Annotated in this window: 9 protein-coding genes and 2 pseudogenes; 5 read left to right on the top strand and 6 right to left on the bottom strand. The window is 43.7% G+C overall.

Going from position 1 to position 18,448, the window contains the following annotated elements; translation table 11 throughout:
• Window positions 1-14: 14 nt before the first annotated feature.
• Both traI and AB6E54_RS21085 read right to left on the bottom strand, forming a co-directional pair.
• Window positions 15-5,792, bottom strand: a complete 5,778-nt coding sequence (gene traI / locus AB6E54_RS21090; protein WP_372107103.1) for a conjugative transfer relaxase/helicase TraI — start codon at window positions 5,790-5,792, stop codon at window positions 15-17.
• A gap of 72 nt (window positions 5,793-5,864) precedes the next feature.
• Window positions 5,865-7,388, bottom strand: coding sequence for a hypothetical protein (locus AB6E54_RS21085; protein ID WP_102533714.1), 1,524 nt, complete (start codon window positions 7,386-7,388; stop codon window positions 5,865-5,867).
• 404 nt (window positions 7,389-7,792) lie between these two features.
• Here AB6E54_RS21085 and tnpA point away from each other — a divergent pair.
• Window positions 7,793-7,995, top strand: a pseudogene (tnpA, locus tag AB6E54_RS21080) (IS200/IS605 family transposase); the annotation flags it as partial.
• Window positions 7,996-8,134: 139 nt separating this feature from the next.
• Here tnpA and AB6E54_RS21075 read toward each other — a convergent pair.
• Window positions 8,135-10,393 (bottom strand): endo-beta-N-acetylglucosaminidase, encoded by a 2,259-nt coding sequence (locus tag AB6E54_RS21075; RefSeq protein ID WP_102428832.1) that lies wholly within the window; start codon window positions 10,391-10,393, stop codon window positions 8,135-8,137.
• Between the two features lie 192 nt (window positions 10,394-10,585).
• The gene (traD, locus tag AB6E54_RS21070) at window positions 10,586-12,685 is read right to left on the bottom strand and encodes a type IV conjugative transfer system coupling protein TraD (RefSeq protein WP_102561054.1); all 2,100 of its coding nucleotides are present in this window, start codon (window positions 12,683-12,685) and stop codon (window positions 10,586-10,588) included.
• A 560-nt stretch (window positions 12,686-13,245) separates the two neighbouring features.
• Between traD and AB6E54_RS21065 the strand changes: the two genes are divergently transcribed.
• From AB6E54_RS21065 to AB6E54_RS21050, 4 genes are all read left to right on the top strand, one after another.
• Window positions 13,246-13,503, top strand: a complete 258-nt coding sequence (locus AB6E54_RS21065; protein WP_016800114.1) for a helix-turn-helix domain-containing protein — start codon at window positions 13,246-13,248, stop codon at window positions 13,501-13,503.
• Window positions 13,504-13,929: 426 nt separating this feature from the next.
• Window positions 13,930-14,517: a hypothetical protein gene (locus tag AB6E54_RS21060; RefSeq protein ID WP_229648121.1), complete on the top strand. Its 588-nt coding sequence runs from the start codon at window positions 13,930-13,932 to the stop codon at window positions 14,515-14,517.
• Window positions 14,518-14,900: 383 nt separating this feature from the next.
• Entirely contained in the window at window positions 14,901-15,353 is a 453-nt protein-coding gene (locus tag AB6E54_RS21055; protein WP_048667525.1) for a helix-turn-helix domain-containing protein, read from the top strand.
• Window positions 15,353-15,922, top strand: a complete 570-nt coding sequence (locus tag AB6E54_RS21050; RefSeq protein ID WP_017098631.1) for a PIN domain-containing protein — start codon at window positions 15,353-15,355, stop codon at window positions 15,920-15,922. Before AB6E54_RS21055 ends, AB6E54_RS21050 begins: the two co-directional genes overlap by 1 nt.
• 292 nt (window positions 15,923-16,214) lie before the next feature.
• Here the strand turns inward: AB6E54_RS21050 and AB6E54_RS21045 are convergent.
• Together AB6E54_RS21045 and tssM are read right to left on the bottom strand one after the other, a co-directional pair.
• Window positions 16,215-16,424 (bottom strand): annotated as a pseudogene (locus AB6E54_RS21045) (Lrp/AsnC family transcriptional regulator); the annotation flags it as partial.
• A gap of 60 nt (window positions 16,425-16,484) precedes the next feature.
• Window positions 16,485-18,448: type VI secretion system membrane subunit TssM (gene tssM, locus AB6E54_RS21040; protein ID WP_372169027.1), on the bottom strand; the 1,964-nt coding region annotated here is incomplete at its 5' end.

The raw sequence follows: 18,448 nt of genomic DNA, 5'->3' as shown, positions 1-18,448 counted from the left end.
CAGCTACCCTCTTATTATCGCTCTAACTCTCTGTCGATTTCTCTGTCTTCCCAATGTCTCTCTTTCTCTGATTGATTAAATTCCATCTCTTGTTGAGGTGAATATTCTTTTGGCTCAAAGTGGTCGAATGATTGGCTGTCGAGTTCTGTTTTCTCATTATAGTTGAAGGTGTCTAATTCCCTCTCCTGATGAGACGTGTGCGGCTCACTTAATTCAAGGTTATGTGCACTGTTATCTCGCTCTAGTTTATCAATGCACGATTTGATGTCCTCTTTAAGGTTATCATTTGACATGAATTGGATGTCTCGGCCATTAAAGTTCTCGACGATTTTTTCAATGTTGTTCGGGTTTAAATCGTGATTGCCATGATTTAATACAATAATGATGTTCTGTCTTAGTTCATCGGTAGAGATGTTTTGAATGTCGTTCTTATGATTGAGGTTAATAATATCAATCTGTCCTTGGGTTTGGTCTCGAATTAGAAACGATTGTTCAATCGATGTGCTGATGATGGTGGTGTTTAAATTCTCCCCTTGATGGAATCTTGTTAATTGTTTGGATTTCGTCCCTAGGGTTCTTGGGTTAATGTCTAGGGAGGTATCTTTATTTCCTTGAGTGTCTAAATAGGTCACTTCAATGGCTTTGGTTTCGCCTTCTTTATTGTGGATGTTGGTTAGCATTGCAGGGTGAAGGGATCTATCTTCGGATGAATAGACCGCCGGGTGGAATTTTACATGGTTGTTTTCAATGTTATTGACACCGAGCTTGTTTAAGTACGTTTGGGCCAGTGTGTTATCCATCGGTAAGCTTTGATTGATATAATCCTTAGCCCGTTCTTCAAACTGCGCAATATGCCTTGGGGTGGTGCTCAGTAATTTGTCGTGTTTACTGTTTTCCTCCAGTTGATATTTTTCCGGTTCGTTGATCATCTTGTGCGCTTCATTCATCGCGGCTTTATAATTCATTTCCTTATGACTCATGATTAGGTTAATCAATGCGCCTTTTTCGCCTGTGGTGTAGTCTTTGAAATACCCGCGATGCTCTCCAGTTAAGGTGACTTTAATGGCCGATTTTCCAATACCAAAGGTTAAATAATCCCGGTCTGATTTGGATTGATTCGGCTGGCCTAATAACTGAATGGCGAGGCTTTCGGTGTATTTTGGTAGCTGCGTATTGATGTGCTCCCTAAATGTGTTGTAGTCAAAGTCACCGCTTTTATTTTGGAACCGGACGTCCTCATGAGGGAGTGCATTACGGTTAAAGTAGGTGGTGTCTTTGGGTGGAATTTGGTTGAGGGTTTCTATCGCACTGGCTTTATGGCTCTCTTTAGAAAGCCAGCTTTTGACCAATTGTTTTGTGTTGTCGGTATAGAGCCGAATGTGCTGACTGGCACGAGTCACATCGATACCGGCGCGTCTTAAGTTGGTCAGTGCGCCTTTGCTTTGTATCGCGCTAATGACGTGTTGATAGGTGGACCCTTGCGCCATGTCTGCGGTTCGACTGTAAGCGTAGTCCCAGTGCCCGTCTTTAAGCGCATTAGGGTTAAGGTTGAGTGTTTGTCCTGTCTTAGATTGAGCGATAACACGGTCTGTAGTCGCTTGCGTGATGCGGTACTCCACGTTGGCTTTGATACTGCGCTCTTTATCGGTAAAACGGGTGATGATTTTATCGCCCGTTGAGAGTGGTTTTTCTGACGTAGAGAACAGGGTGGTGAAGCGGTGGTCACGGTTGCGCGGTAAGAATGGCCTAGTCTTACCTGTCGCTGCGTCTTGAAGTGTCACCACGCCATGCTCTGAGTCAACGTGAGTGATTGTCGCGTACTCACCGGGTCTGGTGCTCAATATCAAGCCTTTTTGATACGGCATCATGGTAGTGAGCTCTTCACCCGTGGCGCCGATTGAGCGTAGCCGGGTTGCGACGACGTTCTCTTTGCCTAACTCACTCTGTTTCATCAAACCGACACGGATGTGTTCGGTGATGGTGTCTCGCTCCTGGTTGGTGTACGCGATAATCAGTGTGTTGTCTCGCGTTTCGGGGGTGCGCTCTAAATAGTCTTTGGCGACCATGTAGGGCAGCTTCTCTGTGGCGGTGAGCTGCGCTCTGCGTCGGTCTTTGTCGTTTTCATCCAACGTGGAAATGACATGTTGACTGTTGCTTTGAGTATCAGGGGCTTGCTGCTGGAGTTTATCTAGGGCGCTGAGTGGCTGTTTATCAATGGTGTTTTGCTGTGCATTGTGCAGGGTGTCATTTTGTGGACGTACCATATCGGTCATGTAAGCGGTATCGATGCGGCCTTGGCTTATGGCCAGCTCAAAGGGTTTACCGGCACTGAGTGATAAAAGCTGCTCTTTATCGCCCAATTTGGCTGTTTTGGACTGACTGTCATTGACCAGCTTTGTGAACTCATCGGCTTGCTTGTTGCTGACCATGGAGCTTTCATCGAGAAAGAACAAGGTGTGTTGATAGTCACTGGCTTCTCGATTGCCTTGTCGGATGTCAGAGAGCAAGCTTTCCAGGGTTTGCGCTTTCACGCCTTTGCTTTCGAGCTCTGCTACCGCTGCGTGAGTGGGCGCAAGACCGATGACGCTTTGCTCTGGCTGCTGGCTGGCTTCTTTGACTAACTGGATAAGTTCAATATTGGATTCAAGCATGGTGGACTTACCTGTACCGGCTAACCCTTGGATGGCCACAAAGCTGTCCTTGGTGGTTGAGATAAGGGTGATGGCGTCCTTTTGCCCTTGGGTTAAGCGAGGCTTGGTATCGAAAAAGTCTTGCACCTGCTTAGGCGTTGCAAAAGGTTGATGTTGGCCTTTACCATCATCGATGTTTTGTAAGATGCGCTTTTCAGTCTCCAGCGCGGCTTGCGTCGTCCAGCGTGTGCCGTCACTGTACTCTGCAGAGAGGGTGTTGCTGCGTTTATTCAGCTCTGTTTCAACCTGCTCTTTGGTAATAGAGCCTCCGGCTTCTTCAAAGGCGTAACGCACCGCTTCCACTACTAAGGCTTTTTGGCTAAAAGCCGCTTCTCGCTCTGAGAGGTGGTTCAGGGCAAAGCTGACCGCTTTTTCGATGAGTGGGGCGTTTTGCGCTTTGGCTAGTGCTGACAGTGCCTGACTGACATCCTGCTTTAGCAAATCTTGGGTGGCGTCGTTTAGGTAGCGGTCGTTGACGTTTTGCGTCTGCAGTACACGCTCAATGGCTGACGGGGAGACCTGCTCTTTTTCAAGTGCGCTTTGGGCTTTGTCTGGTTTGTCGGTGAAGATATCAAGGCGCTCTATTTTTTCAGTCAGGTCGCTTATCAGGGGCTTAGATAGGGTAAATGCTTTGCCTGACAGTAAAGTATGGGCTTTTGGCTCAATATGGTGGGCGCTATGAACGTAGTCGTATTGCAGCGGCGCGTCTTTTAGGCTCTCTAAGTTGACGCGCTGCGTTTCCCCTTTGCTCTCAAGCGTGAGGCTTTCTTTGTCAATGTGAGTGACAAGGTAGCTTTGGTTCGCGTCCAAGCCAGCAGGGAAGTGTTTGCCTAGCGTTTGAAGGCGTTCGCCTTGGGCGATATTGAGACTTTGCGGTTTATTGATTTGCATCTTCATGTGCTTAAAGGCGCGACTGGACGGGTCAAAGGTGTGTGATTGTCCATCGCGTTTGCTGAGTGCGGTCATGGTGTTGCTCTCTTTGTCGATACTGGCGATGACAAAACTCTGAGGTTTGTTTTTCTCCCAATGGGTGAGTGTCATGCCTGGTTTGTAGTGTTGAACGAGGGGTTGTTGCGCTTTAGAGAGGTGGTGAGGGGTTTGAGTGAATAGGGTGGTTTCGTGTCTGGCGAGGGCGCCGGTATTTTTGAGCTGGCCCCGTATCGCTTCGGTTAACCGCCGCTGCTCGACGCTGGAAGTGGCAATCACTTGCGTGTTGGCTTTATCGGGGAGGTCGGCGTACACCCGCGCTATCCTATCGGTATCATTGTCATGCAGTTTTACGTTGGTGTTGCTGGCTCGCTTGCCAACCCAAGAATGACTCTCCACATTGCCTTTTTGATACAGCGAGATAGCGTTATTGGCTTTAAATCCCTGACGGCTTGATACGCGGTTAAGCATCACCACTTTACTGCTCGATTGTTTGGCTTTATCGGTGAGGGCCAACAATTCATTGGCGCTCATCTTATTGGCGTCATCGATGAGCAAGACATCTTTATTGGTCAGCGGCGTATCGCTTTGCAATAAGCTGTGGGTGGTGTGGCGCTGCTCTTCTGAAAAGAGCTGACCAACCCAAGCGCTGAGTGTTTGACTTTTGCGCTGTACGCTCTCCATGCTATCAGCCTTGGCTTTCACGCTTTGGGAGACCAATTGGACACGTTTACCGCTGTGATTACCTACATTGAGTAGTTGCTGCGCAATATCTTGTGATGAGCCATGCACATTGACCACGTGGAACTGTTTGGTGGAGTGGTACAGGTCGGTCAGTATACGCTGCTGGTTTTCAGAGATAGCGAGCTTGTTGAGCGTGCTGGATTCAACGTGGGTGCGCATGTGATGCGCACGACCTTGGGTGCTGTCGATAAGCGCTTGTTCGTTATCAATTAAGCCTTTGGTGGTGTATTGCCCTTTGTGACTGAGTCCTATCAAGTCGCCCTGCTTAATCATTTCATCCGCGACTTTTTTGATATCAAGGGCGTTGAGTTGCACGCCGCCTTTGGTGAACTCTGAGGCGGTGAGTTCAATGATTTTTTCAAGGTGTAACGCGGTGCTGTATTGCCCTAGATGGTCAATGGCTCTGCTGATGGCGGCTTTGGTTTCACCAAGTGGTGGGGTGTTTTGCGCTTCTTTTACTTGTTGCGCCATGGTGACAAGCTCTGCGGGTTCATACCCTTGGTCTTTTACGGTGCTTTGCCACTGTTTGTTGAGGTTGTCGTTACTCTGGTGGGTTTTGCTTTTACGAGTGTCGAGGGTCGCGACATCTCGCGCGGCGCGAGAGTCAAAGCCTAAATCGAGTGTGCGTTGATCAATTTGCTGTTTGCGAGTGGACGATGCATCAAGAATAGGCTGAGGGACACCGCTGATTTCGAACTGACCGTTGCCGACGCCTCGCGTGGAATAACCGAGGGTTTCTGCCTCCTTAGCTAATTGGCTCTGGTACAAGATACCGTAGTATTTTTGGAAGTTGTAGATGCGCTCGCCTGTGCCGTTAATGACGCCCCCTTTTTGTTTTAAGCTGGTTGATAAAGCGCGTAAATCCCCTTCTTGGTCTCGAGTCATGTTAGCTGCGAGAGCGTGCGAGTGCACTTGCATGTCGTTTTCACGGCTGGTCTTGTGGCGCACGACCGCAAATATCATCGAATCCGTATTTTCGTATTCTTGAACGCCTTTCTTATGAGTGACTTTGACTTGTGCAACGTCTTTTTCAAGCTCTGTTAAGGCGAACTTCACTGCGTTGTTATGCGCTTCTATTAGGCGGGTGTCCCCGCCAATAAGCGCGAGAACACTGATGGATTTAGGCGCAGAAAACGTCAGGTCGAAGCCTGATTTGTGTTTCCCCCTTTTCCCTTTAATAGTTTCATCACCAAGACTGCCTGAGAGGACCGATTCTAAGGTGGCTTGCTCTACGGGTTTGCCAGCCAGTCCCGCTTCGATGGCCAGCTTGCCATGCCAGAAGGTGTTTTCTTCTTGGTCTTTTTCTTTGAGGTAATAGTTATCACCGGCATCTTTTTCTAAAGAGACGTCAGGTAGGTCTTTGGGGGTTTCTTCGCTTAGGTAGTACTTTGCAGCGCCAGAAGCGGATTTAAGAGGGCTGATAGAAAGCATGACGGTGTTCCCTTGTGTAATGCCAATCACCAATGATGGCGATGAATTGAGTGGTGGGTGCTGTTACTGCGGTTACAAAATGATCCCAACACAAGCAAATGAATTGCTAGCGGTTAACGTTCTTTCTTCGTGAATGGTGACGCCATTTTCATCAATGTGAATGGACGTAATGCCCGCTTTAAATCGGTCTAACGCTATTATTTCTTCCTTGGTTAAATGCTTGCCATGAGTCAGGCATTCTAGACGGTTAAAGCTATATTCATCGGCGGCCATTGCTGGTTTCGAAGAATCAGAATGCTTCATGCACTCATTGCCATACAGCCAATCTTGAGCACACTCTATATTTGGCTCTAACTGGTAAGTCATATGATGGGTGACGCTTGAAAAAGAATGGGACCGGCTTGTCCATTTGTAGCTCACTTGAAAGCAATCAACCTCATCGGGAATGACGGCATACCAACCTCGACTTTTGGGGGAGGTATCTAAATAAACAGACACGTAGCGTTTGTTTGGCCAAAAGCGCTTTGTTTTTGGATTGCCGTTTGGTTTAGCCCAGTCGGGTCCTATAAATTCAAAATGAATGTCTGTTACCTTGTTGCTGGTAAGCTCAGGTGTCAGAAATATTCTGGGCGTAAATTGCAGGTATCGTTCTTTGGGATACAGAGGTAAGTTGATGTTGAGTTGGTGTTTAAGAGCGGAGCGGATCTCAGAGTGCGCTTGAGTGTAGCATTCTGACCATTCAAGATTTTTTGCCGCCTCAATGGGGGACATTCCACGTGAATATAAATAGATATAGGGTGTCCAATCTATTTTGATGTATCGGTATGGGATTTTTTTGATATGAGCTACAAACGCCTTAAACCATCCTTTCCATTCAGAGTCATATTCGTTGGTCATTTTTCCATTTAAATAATTGAAACCTTTTTGTGTAAAAGATACGCATGTTTGCGTGTCGTTGAATTCTAGATACCCCTCTGAAACCAGTTGTCCTAAGATGTCCCTTACTAACATGCCAGAGCGCGGGTAAACATCTAATGAGCGCTTTTTTACTTGTGGCTTACTCAAGTTAATTCGCTTTTCTTTCACGTGCTCTAAATAGTGATTATTTATAGGGGCCACTTGGTGATTTTTGGTGGTAGGCCAGAGCCAATCTAAAAGGTCGGAAGCATAAACAGTATTGGGACCTAGTTCTAATGTATAGGACGTCGGGGCTTTGGGTAAGGGTGGAAGATCACCTTCCTTGCCGTTCATGGCGTTTCGCTCTTCGGGAGTTAAGTTCCTTAGAATGACACAGGCAAATCCTTCAATGTTGTCGATGTGCTCTCCTAGACTTACCCTCACGCTCTGAATAAAAGGGATAATGGACACTTGGTTAAATACAATGTTATGGGCTGAGACGTGGTGCGTTACTGTCTGCGCTTTTAAGTCGTCCCAGTCGCTATAACCTATCGCTTGAGCACAAATCGATAACCATGTGTTTTTTTTAATTGGGCTGTTTGAAATAATTTCAGCATCGGTAAGTTGATTGAGAATAGTGTGTAATTGTTTTTTTAATATCGGTAAATGGTCAGAATTCAAGATGGTCTTACTTGACATGGTAATTCCTTGATAAATGAACGTAAAAAAGCCTTGCAATGGCAAGGCTTGGGACGGGGGTTGAGTGATTAATCGTGATGATAAGGCTCTAGGGTGTAACCTCTATGTTGCGTAAGCTGGATTAGTGAGTACAAGGGGTCACCAGTCGTTGCCGTCGAGCATATCGAGAACAAAGAGTGATTCGGGTTGTTTTTCAGGGGACATATCATGGTGGGTGTTTTAGTTTTTTAATCGCGCACTGTGTTGACGTTTGTGTCGGAATCTTGGTTTCATTGGTGCTCTCCATTGAGGGAAACAACGTGAGGCAAGAGTGGGTGAGGCTCTCCAAGTAGTACTAGCGTTGGAAATTTAAGTTATTAAAATGCAGTGTTTTGATCGTTCCATTCTGCAAATTTTCCCTATTAGTCTTGTTATCATATCCGCCAAAGTTGTCAATTAGCGTGATGGTGAATAACCTCAAATCCATATCATCAAGAATGCTTAGATTGCAGGATACCCACCTAACAAGGCAAAGCAAAAGCGCTGCTTATGGTCGCGATATTACTTTGCTTGTACAGCAGGAGGGGCAACAATAGAAACTCTTAAAGCATATGTAGAAAGCCAATAACACCTAACACCAGATTAAGCCGCTATCGCGACTGACGCCTTATATCCCCGCCCGATCGAGCGAGGATATAAGGCGAAATTGCTAACCTTATTGGGATCCCTTAAATTTCAATTTAAAGTCCTTCTTGACCCTAAAAAAATTATTCACGAATACGTATAGATAAGGTTCTGTTATCATCATAATCAGATGATAAACCAAGAGAATCATTGCTCCTATAACCAGTACATTCCAAATTTTGTTGATTATCGGTAAGGCAATAAGAAAACTCATAGCCGGGTAGGAGCAGCTTTATTGAAGAGATCCCTCCCCTAAAAATATCAGGGAAGTTCTCATTCGTCCCTGTCAGCAAAGGATATTGAGGTCCATGTAACTGAAGGTCCATGTAAGCGAGGCCTATAACATTATTCAAATCACGCTTTTCAATAACAAAAGAGCGATAAGAGTCATTTCTTAAATCACCAAAATAATTACTATCAGCATAGTAGATATCACATGTGCCCCCTAGGTTAGATTGAAGGCAAGCTTTCACTTGATATTGTTTATCGTGCAACCTAAGAGAAGAACTAGTAATACCTACATCCCCTAGCTCTGAAGCATTGTAAACATGGTTAAGCTGGAGCATTTCAAACAATGGAGGCTGTTGGTCTCGATGAGCAAAGAGTGTCGCTAAAGTTAATTGCGGTTGGTCAATTATCTTAACCCCACGTGTGACGTCATTGTCAGAGGCAGCTACGAGTTTTACCGTACCAGTATAGGGAAATTGACAACTGTCTTCCGTCCTTGTATTACAAAGGAGTACTTTTTTCCCTGGAGGCACAACCAAAGATGAAATTGATCGATAGAATGCCCTGTCGTAAATGTCAGTTGTATCATAGAATGCGTTAGTTCGATCAAGAGTCAACTTTTGGCCTTGAAAGTACTGATCAGTATAGAAAACAACATTTTCTGGGTATAGTTCAAGCGGACCAACCTCAAGATGGACAATAGAATCGTTCATTTCTTCGCCCACAAAATCAAGATCCAGCCCCCATACAGTCAAACAATTTGAATAATCAGTACTTTTACATAAGCGAACGTAACTTTTTGGCCCTACCTTAATCGACGAAATCTCTCCTATAGCATTTATCTCTTCAGCAGAAGACCTTCCGTAATTAAGATGGGTCAAGGATCCTTGAAAATTAATATCCTGATAGGCAAGAACAGGAAAACGTTCTAGCTGGGCATCTGTACTCCGCTTCTTAGTATATTGAGAAACACCATTCCAATTATACTCCTCTGATTCTTTACGCTCATCGTTACCCAACATTCCTTCCCAATATTGCTTGGCGACTTGTTCCGCATTGTTTCGGGCACCTACTTTTATAGTATACTTAGTTGTCTGATCTAACTGCCCCCAATAAGAAGCATTGGGAAACATAAGATATTGCTTATTTGAATTGAACTTAGCAGGATTTCTGATCTCGTTTAAAGCTTCTGCACCATATTCACTAATGAGATAATAATCGACTTCATTACTATGAGGAGATGCTTTCATTCTTGGTTCTATAAAGCCATTTGGAGTAATATCGGCGTCTGATATCCAACCACTATAGCCCTCTGAACCAATATATTTTATAAATTCTATATTTTTTTCTTGTTGTAATGTAGTAATCCTACTGTCACTTAGCGCTGAATCAATTTGATTAATACAGGTTTCTCGCTGTTGCTCCCCAGAAAAACTTTCAACATTTAAAAACCATCCTTCAAAATTCAGTCCGTCAGCCAATTCAATGAGCTTTGTCATCAAACTGACTGTCCCTAAATCTCGACAATCTTGAAAATTTCCTCCATGGGAGAGACTAGGCAAAAAGACGCTGCCATAAATCTTGACTCCTTTCACATGAGCTTCTTCAATCCATTGAGGGTCAGGGGCTAAAATTGTGCCTTCTTGAGAGCTTCCTCCCCAAAAGACCATTCCTTCAAGATAATCCCAATAATCAAATCGAACACGGTCAGGGCTAGTGATAGCGTCAGGAATTCTTTCTAATGTAGCCCTAGGACGGACTAGGGCGGTATAACGATGATTTAGCTTGTTTAAGGCAGTATCTGGATCTAGACGATCTTCTATTCTAGCCCAATGATAAACCCAAGGTTGAATAACCCCATCAACGAGAATACCAGTCTGTCTTTCTTTCGTATTTTTACTCAAGTAATCTTCATCACTCAAGATGTCATTTACAGTTAGATCCTTCAAGGAAGGAGCTGACGAGGTTGCATTATTTGGCTTATTGATAAACCAAGTGTAGGTTTTTTTCCCTTGGGCATAGGTTTGTGAACTAAAAATTAACCCTCCGATAAAAAAGATGAAAACACTCTTTATCCAAGTTCCCCATTGACGTCGTTCTCTTTGCTTTTCCATATAAAGACCTCTCTATAATTTACCCTGTACTCTGACTGAGGTTAGATTTAAGGTGGTTTATGATTTATAGAAAATATAATTACCCCTATTTAGTAGACGCCTTAAAAATAATCTTATATATTAAATTATTCATTATTTATATAAATTGCTCTTCTATCATCTCATGGTAATATTTAGCTATTTTCCCTTTCATCATTCAGATATATCGTCCATCCCGATATCTTGAGATATCGCCGACTCTTCGAGATCTTGTTGAGCGCGCTTTTGATAGTGACCGTCTGATTTGAGATTTTCTGCATCATCATTGACAAGATTTTTGACCGTTTTGCTTTGCGTGGCTTCTTTGATTTGGGCTGTCTCGAGCTTCATCTCTTCTGCAGTGTCAAATTGCTCTGATTGGCGGGTTGAGAGAGCATTACGCTCTTCTTCACTAAGGAAAAGCCCTGGAGCAACACACTCACAGTAAACGGCTTCTTGGTATGCTTTAATCATCGCTGGAGATAGGGTGTGTTCACGTTTGATAAAGGCTGGTGTCACATCTCGCATCTTATCAAAGTGCAACTCTAATTGAGTGATAAAGCTGCTTCCTGGTACGCGAAGGTAACATTGTAAATCATCCATGGCTTGGATTTCACTGCTAGAGACAACAGGGCGGGTGACGGTTTGGTGACCAATCGATACCCCATCACGCAACGCATTTGCACCGTAAGAAATGTTCTCTCTTGAGACGTCCACCTCTTGCTCACCCAAATCTTTGGATGAGATTTGCGCCATCTGCGCTGATGGGGCGCGAAAGTAAAAGCGAGAGTTGAGTAAATCAAAAATAACGTCCGCGGTATTTTTTCCGTAGGTTTTCACGAGCTGCGCATAAGACTGGAGACCAATCACATAACAGCCCCCAAACTTACGCACTTCTGAAATGATGTTATCCAGCTCAGGCAGTTTATGCAGACTAGGCATCTCATCCATAATCACCCAGATACGGCGGTCTTCATCGGCTTTGAGTCCCAAAATAGCGTTAGAGGCAATGGCAAGCCAAGTTGAAATTAAAGGACGCAGTGAAGCGTGTTGCTGCGCGTTACTGGATAAGAATAAAAAGCCTTTTTGTTTATCATCTTGTACCCAAGCGGTGATGGAAAACGGCTTGCGTTTGGGTTGACCTTGACCGTCTTTTTCATCCAGTCCATCTAAAAAGCGCAGACTCTTAATGTAAGTGGCCAAAACGGACTTAATCGAGATGGCGGTCTTTTTGATGTCCTTGGAGACTAGGGAAGCAGACTCTGTGCCTTGCAGGAAGTTACCCAACGCTTCGAGCTCTGAGGTTAAAATTAGGCTGAGCAATCGAGCGGTCGAGCAGGGCTTATTATCTTTACTCATGCGATACGCCGCACTAGAAAAGATAGTCCGTGCGGAATCAACCCAGAACGGATCACCTTCACCATGTTGCGGGATAAGCGCGTTCGCAATGTTTTCAAAATCAGGGGCATCCTTAGCATCACACCAGACATCCCAATTGGCGCAGCGTTCATCGAAGGGGTTGAGTAAGGTATCTTGGCTAGGGTCAAAGAACTTACTGGTAAAGGTGCAGCCTTTATCATAAATAATGGCTTTATCCCCACGTTTACGTATCCAGCGCAGGAGTTTACGAAGCATGACGGATTTACCTGCCCCTGTGGTGCCGTCGATGAGCATATGCTGAACTTCAAACTCACGCTTAAACAAGGCCAGCCCATCCACTTTGAAATCAGAAATCCGTCCGTTGCCTACACCCTGTCTTTTGAGTTTCTTTGCCCGTTTTTTCAAATCATTTGTGAGCACTTTGGGTTCTGCGTATTGAAAGCCTCGAACGTGGAAATCTTCACTTTGCTTTTCGCCTTGTCGTTTAAAGAAACTCATGGCGAGCATCAAAATAGCGAAGGCAATACAGATGGCAATTAAGAAGTTGATTTGTGCTTGGCGAATGACGTCATCATAAAGGCTGATGAGTTGGGTATTTTCCAGTTGGGAGGCGAGCGTGCCAACGTAGCGTTTTCCACTCCAGAACGTCGTGACTTCGCTGTTAAGATTGTGCCCAAAGCTGGCATAGATATGATTGCGCCAGTAGTAGAACACAGACCAAAAGGCGTTATCGGGCGCGCGTAGCCAGGTAAGAACGCCAGTGAGCGCTATCACCGACCAAATGGCGGCGTAGACTAAGGTATTGTTGACTTGAAAGAACATCCGAATGGAGTGAAAAGTAATTTGTCCGCCACGGGTAAAGTGGTTGCCGGACGCGCGTTTAGGTCTAGGCATCGTGGTTCCTTGAGAGTGAAATGCAGTGCTTTTTTAGGTAATTACCTGCGTATGCAGATGAGCTGGCCAACAATTGAACGGTTGTTGGCTAATGGTATTGCGGTGTAGGGCTCTGATATGAAAAAAATTTACGCATGCCGAAGGTAAGTCACGGATGTTCACCTCTCCGACGGGGTGGGGGTCTAGAGCCCCGACATGCTGGCAAAACTTGGGTGGTTTATTTCCTTGCGCTGATAATCCTCACGGTCTCGAATGTGGTCAGCGTTATGCTCGAAACCTTCAAAGCAATCCTGATTACTCTTTTTAAGAAGAAAAGCGAAATTGGTCTCTGTGTAATAGAGATGGTGAGCTTTATGTTGATGATGGGCATCACCGGACAGGGATTGGTCGAGTGTTTTTAGAAACGAATGGCTTTGAGCTTATGATTAAAAATGTCCTCGTTGCTTATTGCGCTGGACAGTTATCCATCGTATTCGTATTTTCCCGCGTCGGCTGATTTCAAGGCGATTTCATGGTAAATTTGTCAGAATGATAAAGTTCCTTAATGACCTTCAACTTCTATGAATGACCAACTAACCCCAATCAACAAAGACCATTTAAAAAAACTTATCCGAGCAGAACTGGAACCGACATGGTTTGATAAACAATCAGTTAGCCCTGATATGTCTTGGGTGACTCCTGCTGTGTTTGAAATATTGTTTACTGAGTTGATAACTCATACGCGCGGTAATCAGTCTAAGGCTGCTAGGGTTTTAGGGATTAACAGAGGTAATTTCACCAAAAAGTTAAATCAGATCACAACTCGTGAATTTGGATAGGATGAGAGCTTATAAGTAGGTATCCGCCTATTGGTACCCTAACGAGGGTGCAGAGATTAACCAACCCCCATGACCTCTCAAGAAATCAATGGCAGTTGCTCTAATTTTCGCTTCAAGGAGCACTGGCGGTAATCTACTCCAATTGCAAAGTAACCATCATTGGGCTCTTTTAGAAGTCAACGAATATACCCGCCTCTTAGTGTCGCGATAAGTTTTATAATTGGCGCTTTTTACTTCAATTTGAAAACAATTATCGGCATTTTTAGGTGATTTCGATCTATTTGGTACCATGAGCATAAACTCAACCGACGAAGGTTTTAGACAGGTTACGCCCCAACTTTGTGGATAACTGCTTTAATTTGTTATAAAAAAATAATGTTAGGTTGGAATTTAACGAAGCAAGCAAAACGGAAGGCCAAATTAACCATGGAAAAGATAATTCACTACGATATTCTCAAGGTTAAAGTTAGAAGCGATAAAGAAAGCACTCGACTGACCAGCCAATGGGATCAGGTTCTACAAATCTGTCGTGACAAACCACTCGGAGAGATCGCGAGAGCAAGATTAGCGTTTAACCTTGTCGATTACATCACAAGTGAAGATCTACCTTTTCGCTTATTCATCACACGCGCACCACAAGCTATGGCCACCATAGGCGAGGAAACACGAGTGTATAAAGAGCATCGAGTTATTAATGGTAAACAAAGCGGAATGATTTACGCCAAAAGCGAACAAATGTTACCAAGAGAAATCCACTATACGAATGAGTTTGTGGCAACCCGCTACGTTGCTGGGACAAAAACACCACTCTCTGCCACCTCCCTCGTTGATTGCCTCAAGGCTGGAGATGTCATAACACCACTCGATGGCATCTTGTTTTTAGGCTGTAAACGAATCGCCAGTGATATAGCACGTCTTAAAAAAATCGAACCCACCATGAACATCGAAATGAAACGTATCGAAGTATCAGACAACTTCACAGGCACAACAAGAAAGATGGCAAGTTACGAATGAATAACGAGGCGTAAACGATTGCCGCATGCTTTAACATGACAGATATAACTGAAACTAATCTTCGGACAATTCCGAGTTATGAATCATAGAACACTCTGACCTTTCGAATTACTTCTAATATTATAATCATTCAGCTAGCCTACATCTGGCTGACCAATTCCTCTCATACACTACATATTGAAGTACTATGATTAAAGATAGTTAAGCATGCGTTGATAGACCTTGAACTAGGCCGCCTATGAGCACTAAGTCCAACGATAATGTGACACTCTCTTTCTTTCGAATATTTCGAATGTTGACTTTTTTCGAATATTTCGGATAATGTCATGGTGAGAAGATTTGTATACCATGACATCAGAAACTAAAAACTAGAGAGAAACACGATGAATACTGCTACAAAATTGCCAAGCGCTGAAGAAATGGCACTGGCTAAGCTTGGTAGCCAAGAGTTGTCAGCCGTTATAGAAATTAATGGTGAAGCTCAAAGGATTAACGTTGTCGATAAGTCTGGTAAGACTCACGAAGTAACTATTCCAGCAAGCGCATTAAATATGATGATCGAGATGCTTACTCAATTAGGTCAAGGCAACTCTGTTAGCATCACACCTATTCATGCGGAACTCACAACGCAAGAAGGTGCTGATATGCTAAACATGTCTCGTCCTACTTTCATTAAGCTTCTTGATTCAGGTGATATTCCGTTTAGCCGTACTGGCAACCGTAGAAAGGTAGCTTATACTGATCTTATGGAGTACAAGAACTGCCTAGAAGAGAACAGACTAGCTGCTCTTGCTGAACTATCTGCATTAGACCAAGAAATGGATATGGGATATTAATGGCGTCATATACGGTAATTCTAGACGCATGTGTAATGTACCCAGCTCCACTCCGAAGCTACCTAATGTACTTGGCCAATACTGGCCTGTTTAGAGCGCGATGGACAGAACAGATACATGATGAATGGACTCGAAATCTACTGAAAAATAGGCCAGAGCTAAATGCAGAACAACTGCAAAGAACTCGACAGTTAATGAACGCAAATGTTCCAGACTGCTTGATTGAAGGGTATGAGTCTTTAATTGATGGCCTTACTTTACCCGATGTTGATGATAGACATGTTGTAGCTGCCGCCATTAAAGGTCAGGCTGAGTCTATCATTACGTTCAACCTAAAAGACTTTCCTTCTTGCGAACTCGAGCCTTTAGGTCTAACAGCAATACATCCAGACGAGTTCCTGTGCGATATGTTCGAATTGGACAGTAGCGCATGCGTTAAGGCTGCTCAGCAACAAAGAGCTTCATTAAAAAGGCCACCAATGAGCCAAGATGAGTTCTTAGCTTGCTTACAAAAGCAGAGACTCCCAAGCTTCATCTCACACTTAAAGAGCTTCAAATTGATGCTTTAACTTTGAATTAGTAGATTTTAAACTAGGCCGCTGATTGCGGCCTTTTTGTATACACTCATTCGCGTCTGAAATGTGTTTACTATTTAGCTGTACTCTCCCCGATATTTAAGAGAGCATCATTCGATGTTCTCTTATCTTTTTAACACTTTTGGCATATAAGAAAAAGTACGGTGATTTCAGTAGCGTGATCTGCTACTGAGTAATTACGTTAACGCAGAAAAGGGCACTTTCGAGTTAGAAAGTGCCATAGGTAAAAATTCAGCCTGTGAAGGTTTTGGACAAAACCGGTGTTTCTCCCGTCATTTTCTACTCTTATTTGTGCCGTATACCCTTTGATAATACCGGTTTTTTCAAGTCTGTTGATGCGTTCAGCGACTGCTGTTCGCGACAAGCCGATGTTGCGAGAAAGATTAGCAATCGATTCTCGCCCATTGGAGAGTAGATTCGAAAGAATTTTACGATCTAGTTTGTCTAAGCCTTGTAAACTAATGTTGGACATCATGTGTTCTGCCTTTTCTGAATTATTATTGTATTTGTATTTGTATTTGTATTTGTATTTTTACTATATGGCTTCGGGTAGAGTGAAGTTATACAGCTCCGCTAACGTAAACGGGTTTTTCTGAGTCAAAGGAGTGATTCGCAAGCTCAGATCTCTGCCTGATACTTTTATATCACTCACGAAGCTACCGTTATGGGTATTTGTTAACGTTGAGTCACCAAATAACCGATAGATAGCCCATTGACCATTCTTGCTCAGTACATGTTGTTTACCTTCGTCTGTTACATCTTGAATTGTTATACTGATATTGAAATCTCCATTTTGAGGAGGCCACTCAAGTTCACGAATTCTGCTGGGACCATGGTAATAGTTGATATTTGAGTCCGCTATTTTTAAGCTTGCTCTGATCGCACTCGAATCCAGATCAAGTACCTTCGCACTAAATGGAAGGTACAAACGGTTTGTACTCTTGTTGATTAGTGTATCTCTGATGACATTGTAATTTCTTAACTGAACAAGTAGTTCTGGTGAGAGAGGCATAATTTCACCTTCTACTTGTTTTGGCGTCCATAGGTTTGTGTCATAAAAAGGAGCGAAATTTTTATCGATAAATGCATCAAGCAAGCCTCCCGATGCGAAAAGCAGCTCAAAGTCTTCGATCGAAATTTCTTCTGTTGCACTTAGATCAAAAGGGTACCTTCCTAAACCTAACTCTTTGAACTTAGAATAGATCTCACTATACCAAAGAGTCTGTATTCCTTTTGATGATTCAGAAATCATCACGGACCAGCTCTGGTTAACTACGTCTAAAAGCCAACTTCTTACTGGCTCAGGAGATTTTTGTGCAATTTGTTTTAAACGAATCAGAGGATCGGCATCCGTACTACTCATCCGGTGTTGTGCTGCAGACAACGCTGCCATTTGAGGGGCCGGTGCGTCTGCTATATCTTTCATATACGTACGAACTCTGCTCAGTGCAGTTATCGTTTCATCCCATGGTGTAGGGGAGTTAGGGGTTTCGTTAATTTGTAATTGATTCAAGATGTGGAAAGCTTGTTCAACTCTTTTCATCAACAAGTAGTCAGGTTGAACAAGTTCTTCAACGAGTTCTGGTGCTGCATTTACGGCACCAGCAAGTTTAGGGTTAACCTGGGCCATTAATGCATTCTGTTGTCCAACCGGGGAAAACTGAGTGTTTGTATAAACTTGTTTTAGAACGGTTGTCATAGGAGAAGAGGGACCAGAGATCAGATCAATGGCGTTAGTAATCTCCCCTATATTGTTATAACGCTTTACTTTTAGTTCGCTTAAAGCATTTCGCCAATAACTGATGTAGTCATCCGTATATTTTTTTCTTACTTGCTTCTTGAATGTCTCTTGTTCTTTGTCTGTTGGGATTACGTGGTTTGACAAACCCAATACCCAGTTGTCGGTGATGACTTGTTGCGACATTAAATCGACGCGAGGGCGGTAAAACGTACTGAAGCCTGTAGATGTGTAAACTTTATCGATTTCTAATCGTTGAGGATCCAAGTTGTCGTTGAAGACATTATTAAAGTCGAAACCGACTGCTCGCTGTAAATTCAAAGTGCCTAAATCAATGTCACCTGCTTGTTGTAACAAGCTGGCGTACACAAGATCTACATTTGAACTAGAGAGTAGAGAACGTCTTGTCGCACGCACCATATTCATGTTGATCGATACAGGTTCAAAATCAGTGCGGAAATATGCGTCCAAATATTTCATCACTGTCGTGATCGTGTCTGGTTGATCACTGAGTTTTTGGAGCGTTGACATCGTTTGCTGACGTAGAAATTTTATCTCGCGTTTTGTAGGATCATTCAACATTAAGTAACCTTTTAGTAAAGGCAGTGCATTATTAACGTTGTCTTGATTTTGTGTTAGTTGCAAACGATAACCTTGCTCAATTACTGGCATTAAGTGGTTTCTAATTTGCATTATGAGGGCGTTATAAGCGATTTTCGTACTTTCATCGAGACGACTTACATTCATATTCACAAGTTCAT

The organism is Vibrio sp. 10N.247.311.49 (assembly GCF_041467655.1).
GTDB lineage: Bacteria > Pseudomonadota > Gammaproteobacteria > Enterobacterales > Vibrionaceae > Vibrio > Vibrio crassostreae_C.
This window is presented reverse-complemented; position numbering and strand designations above follow the sequence as displayed.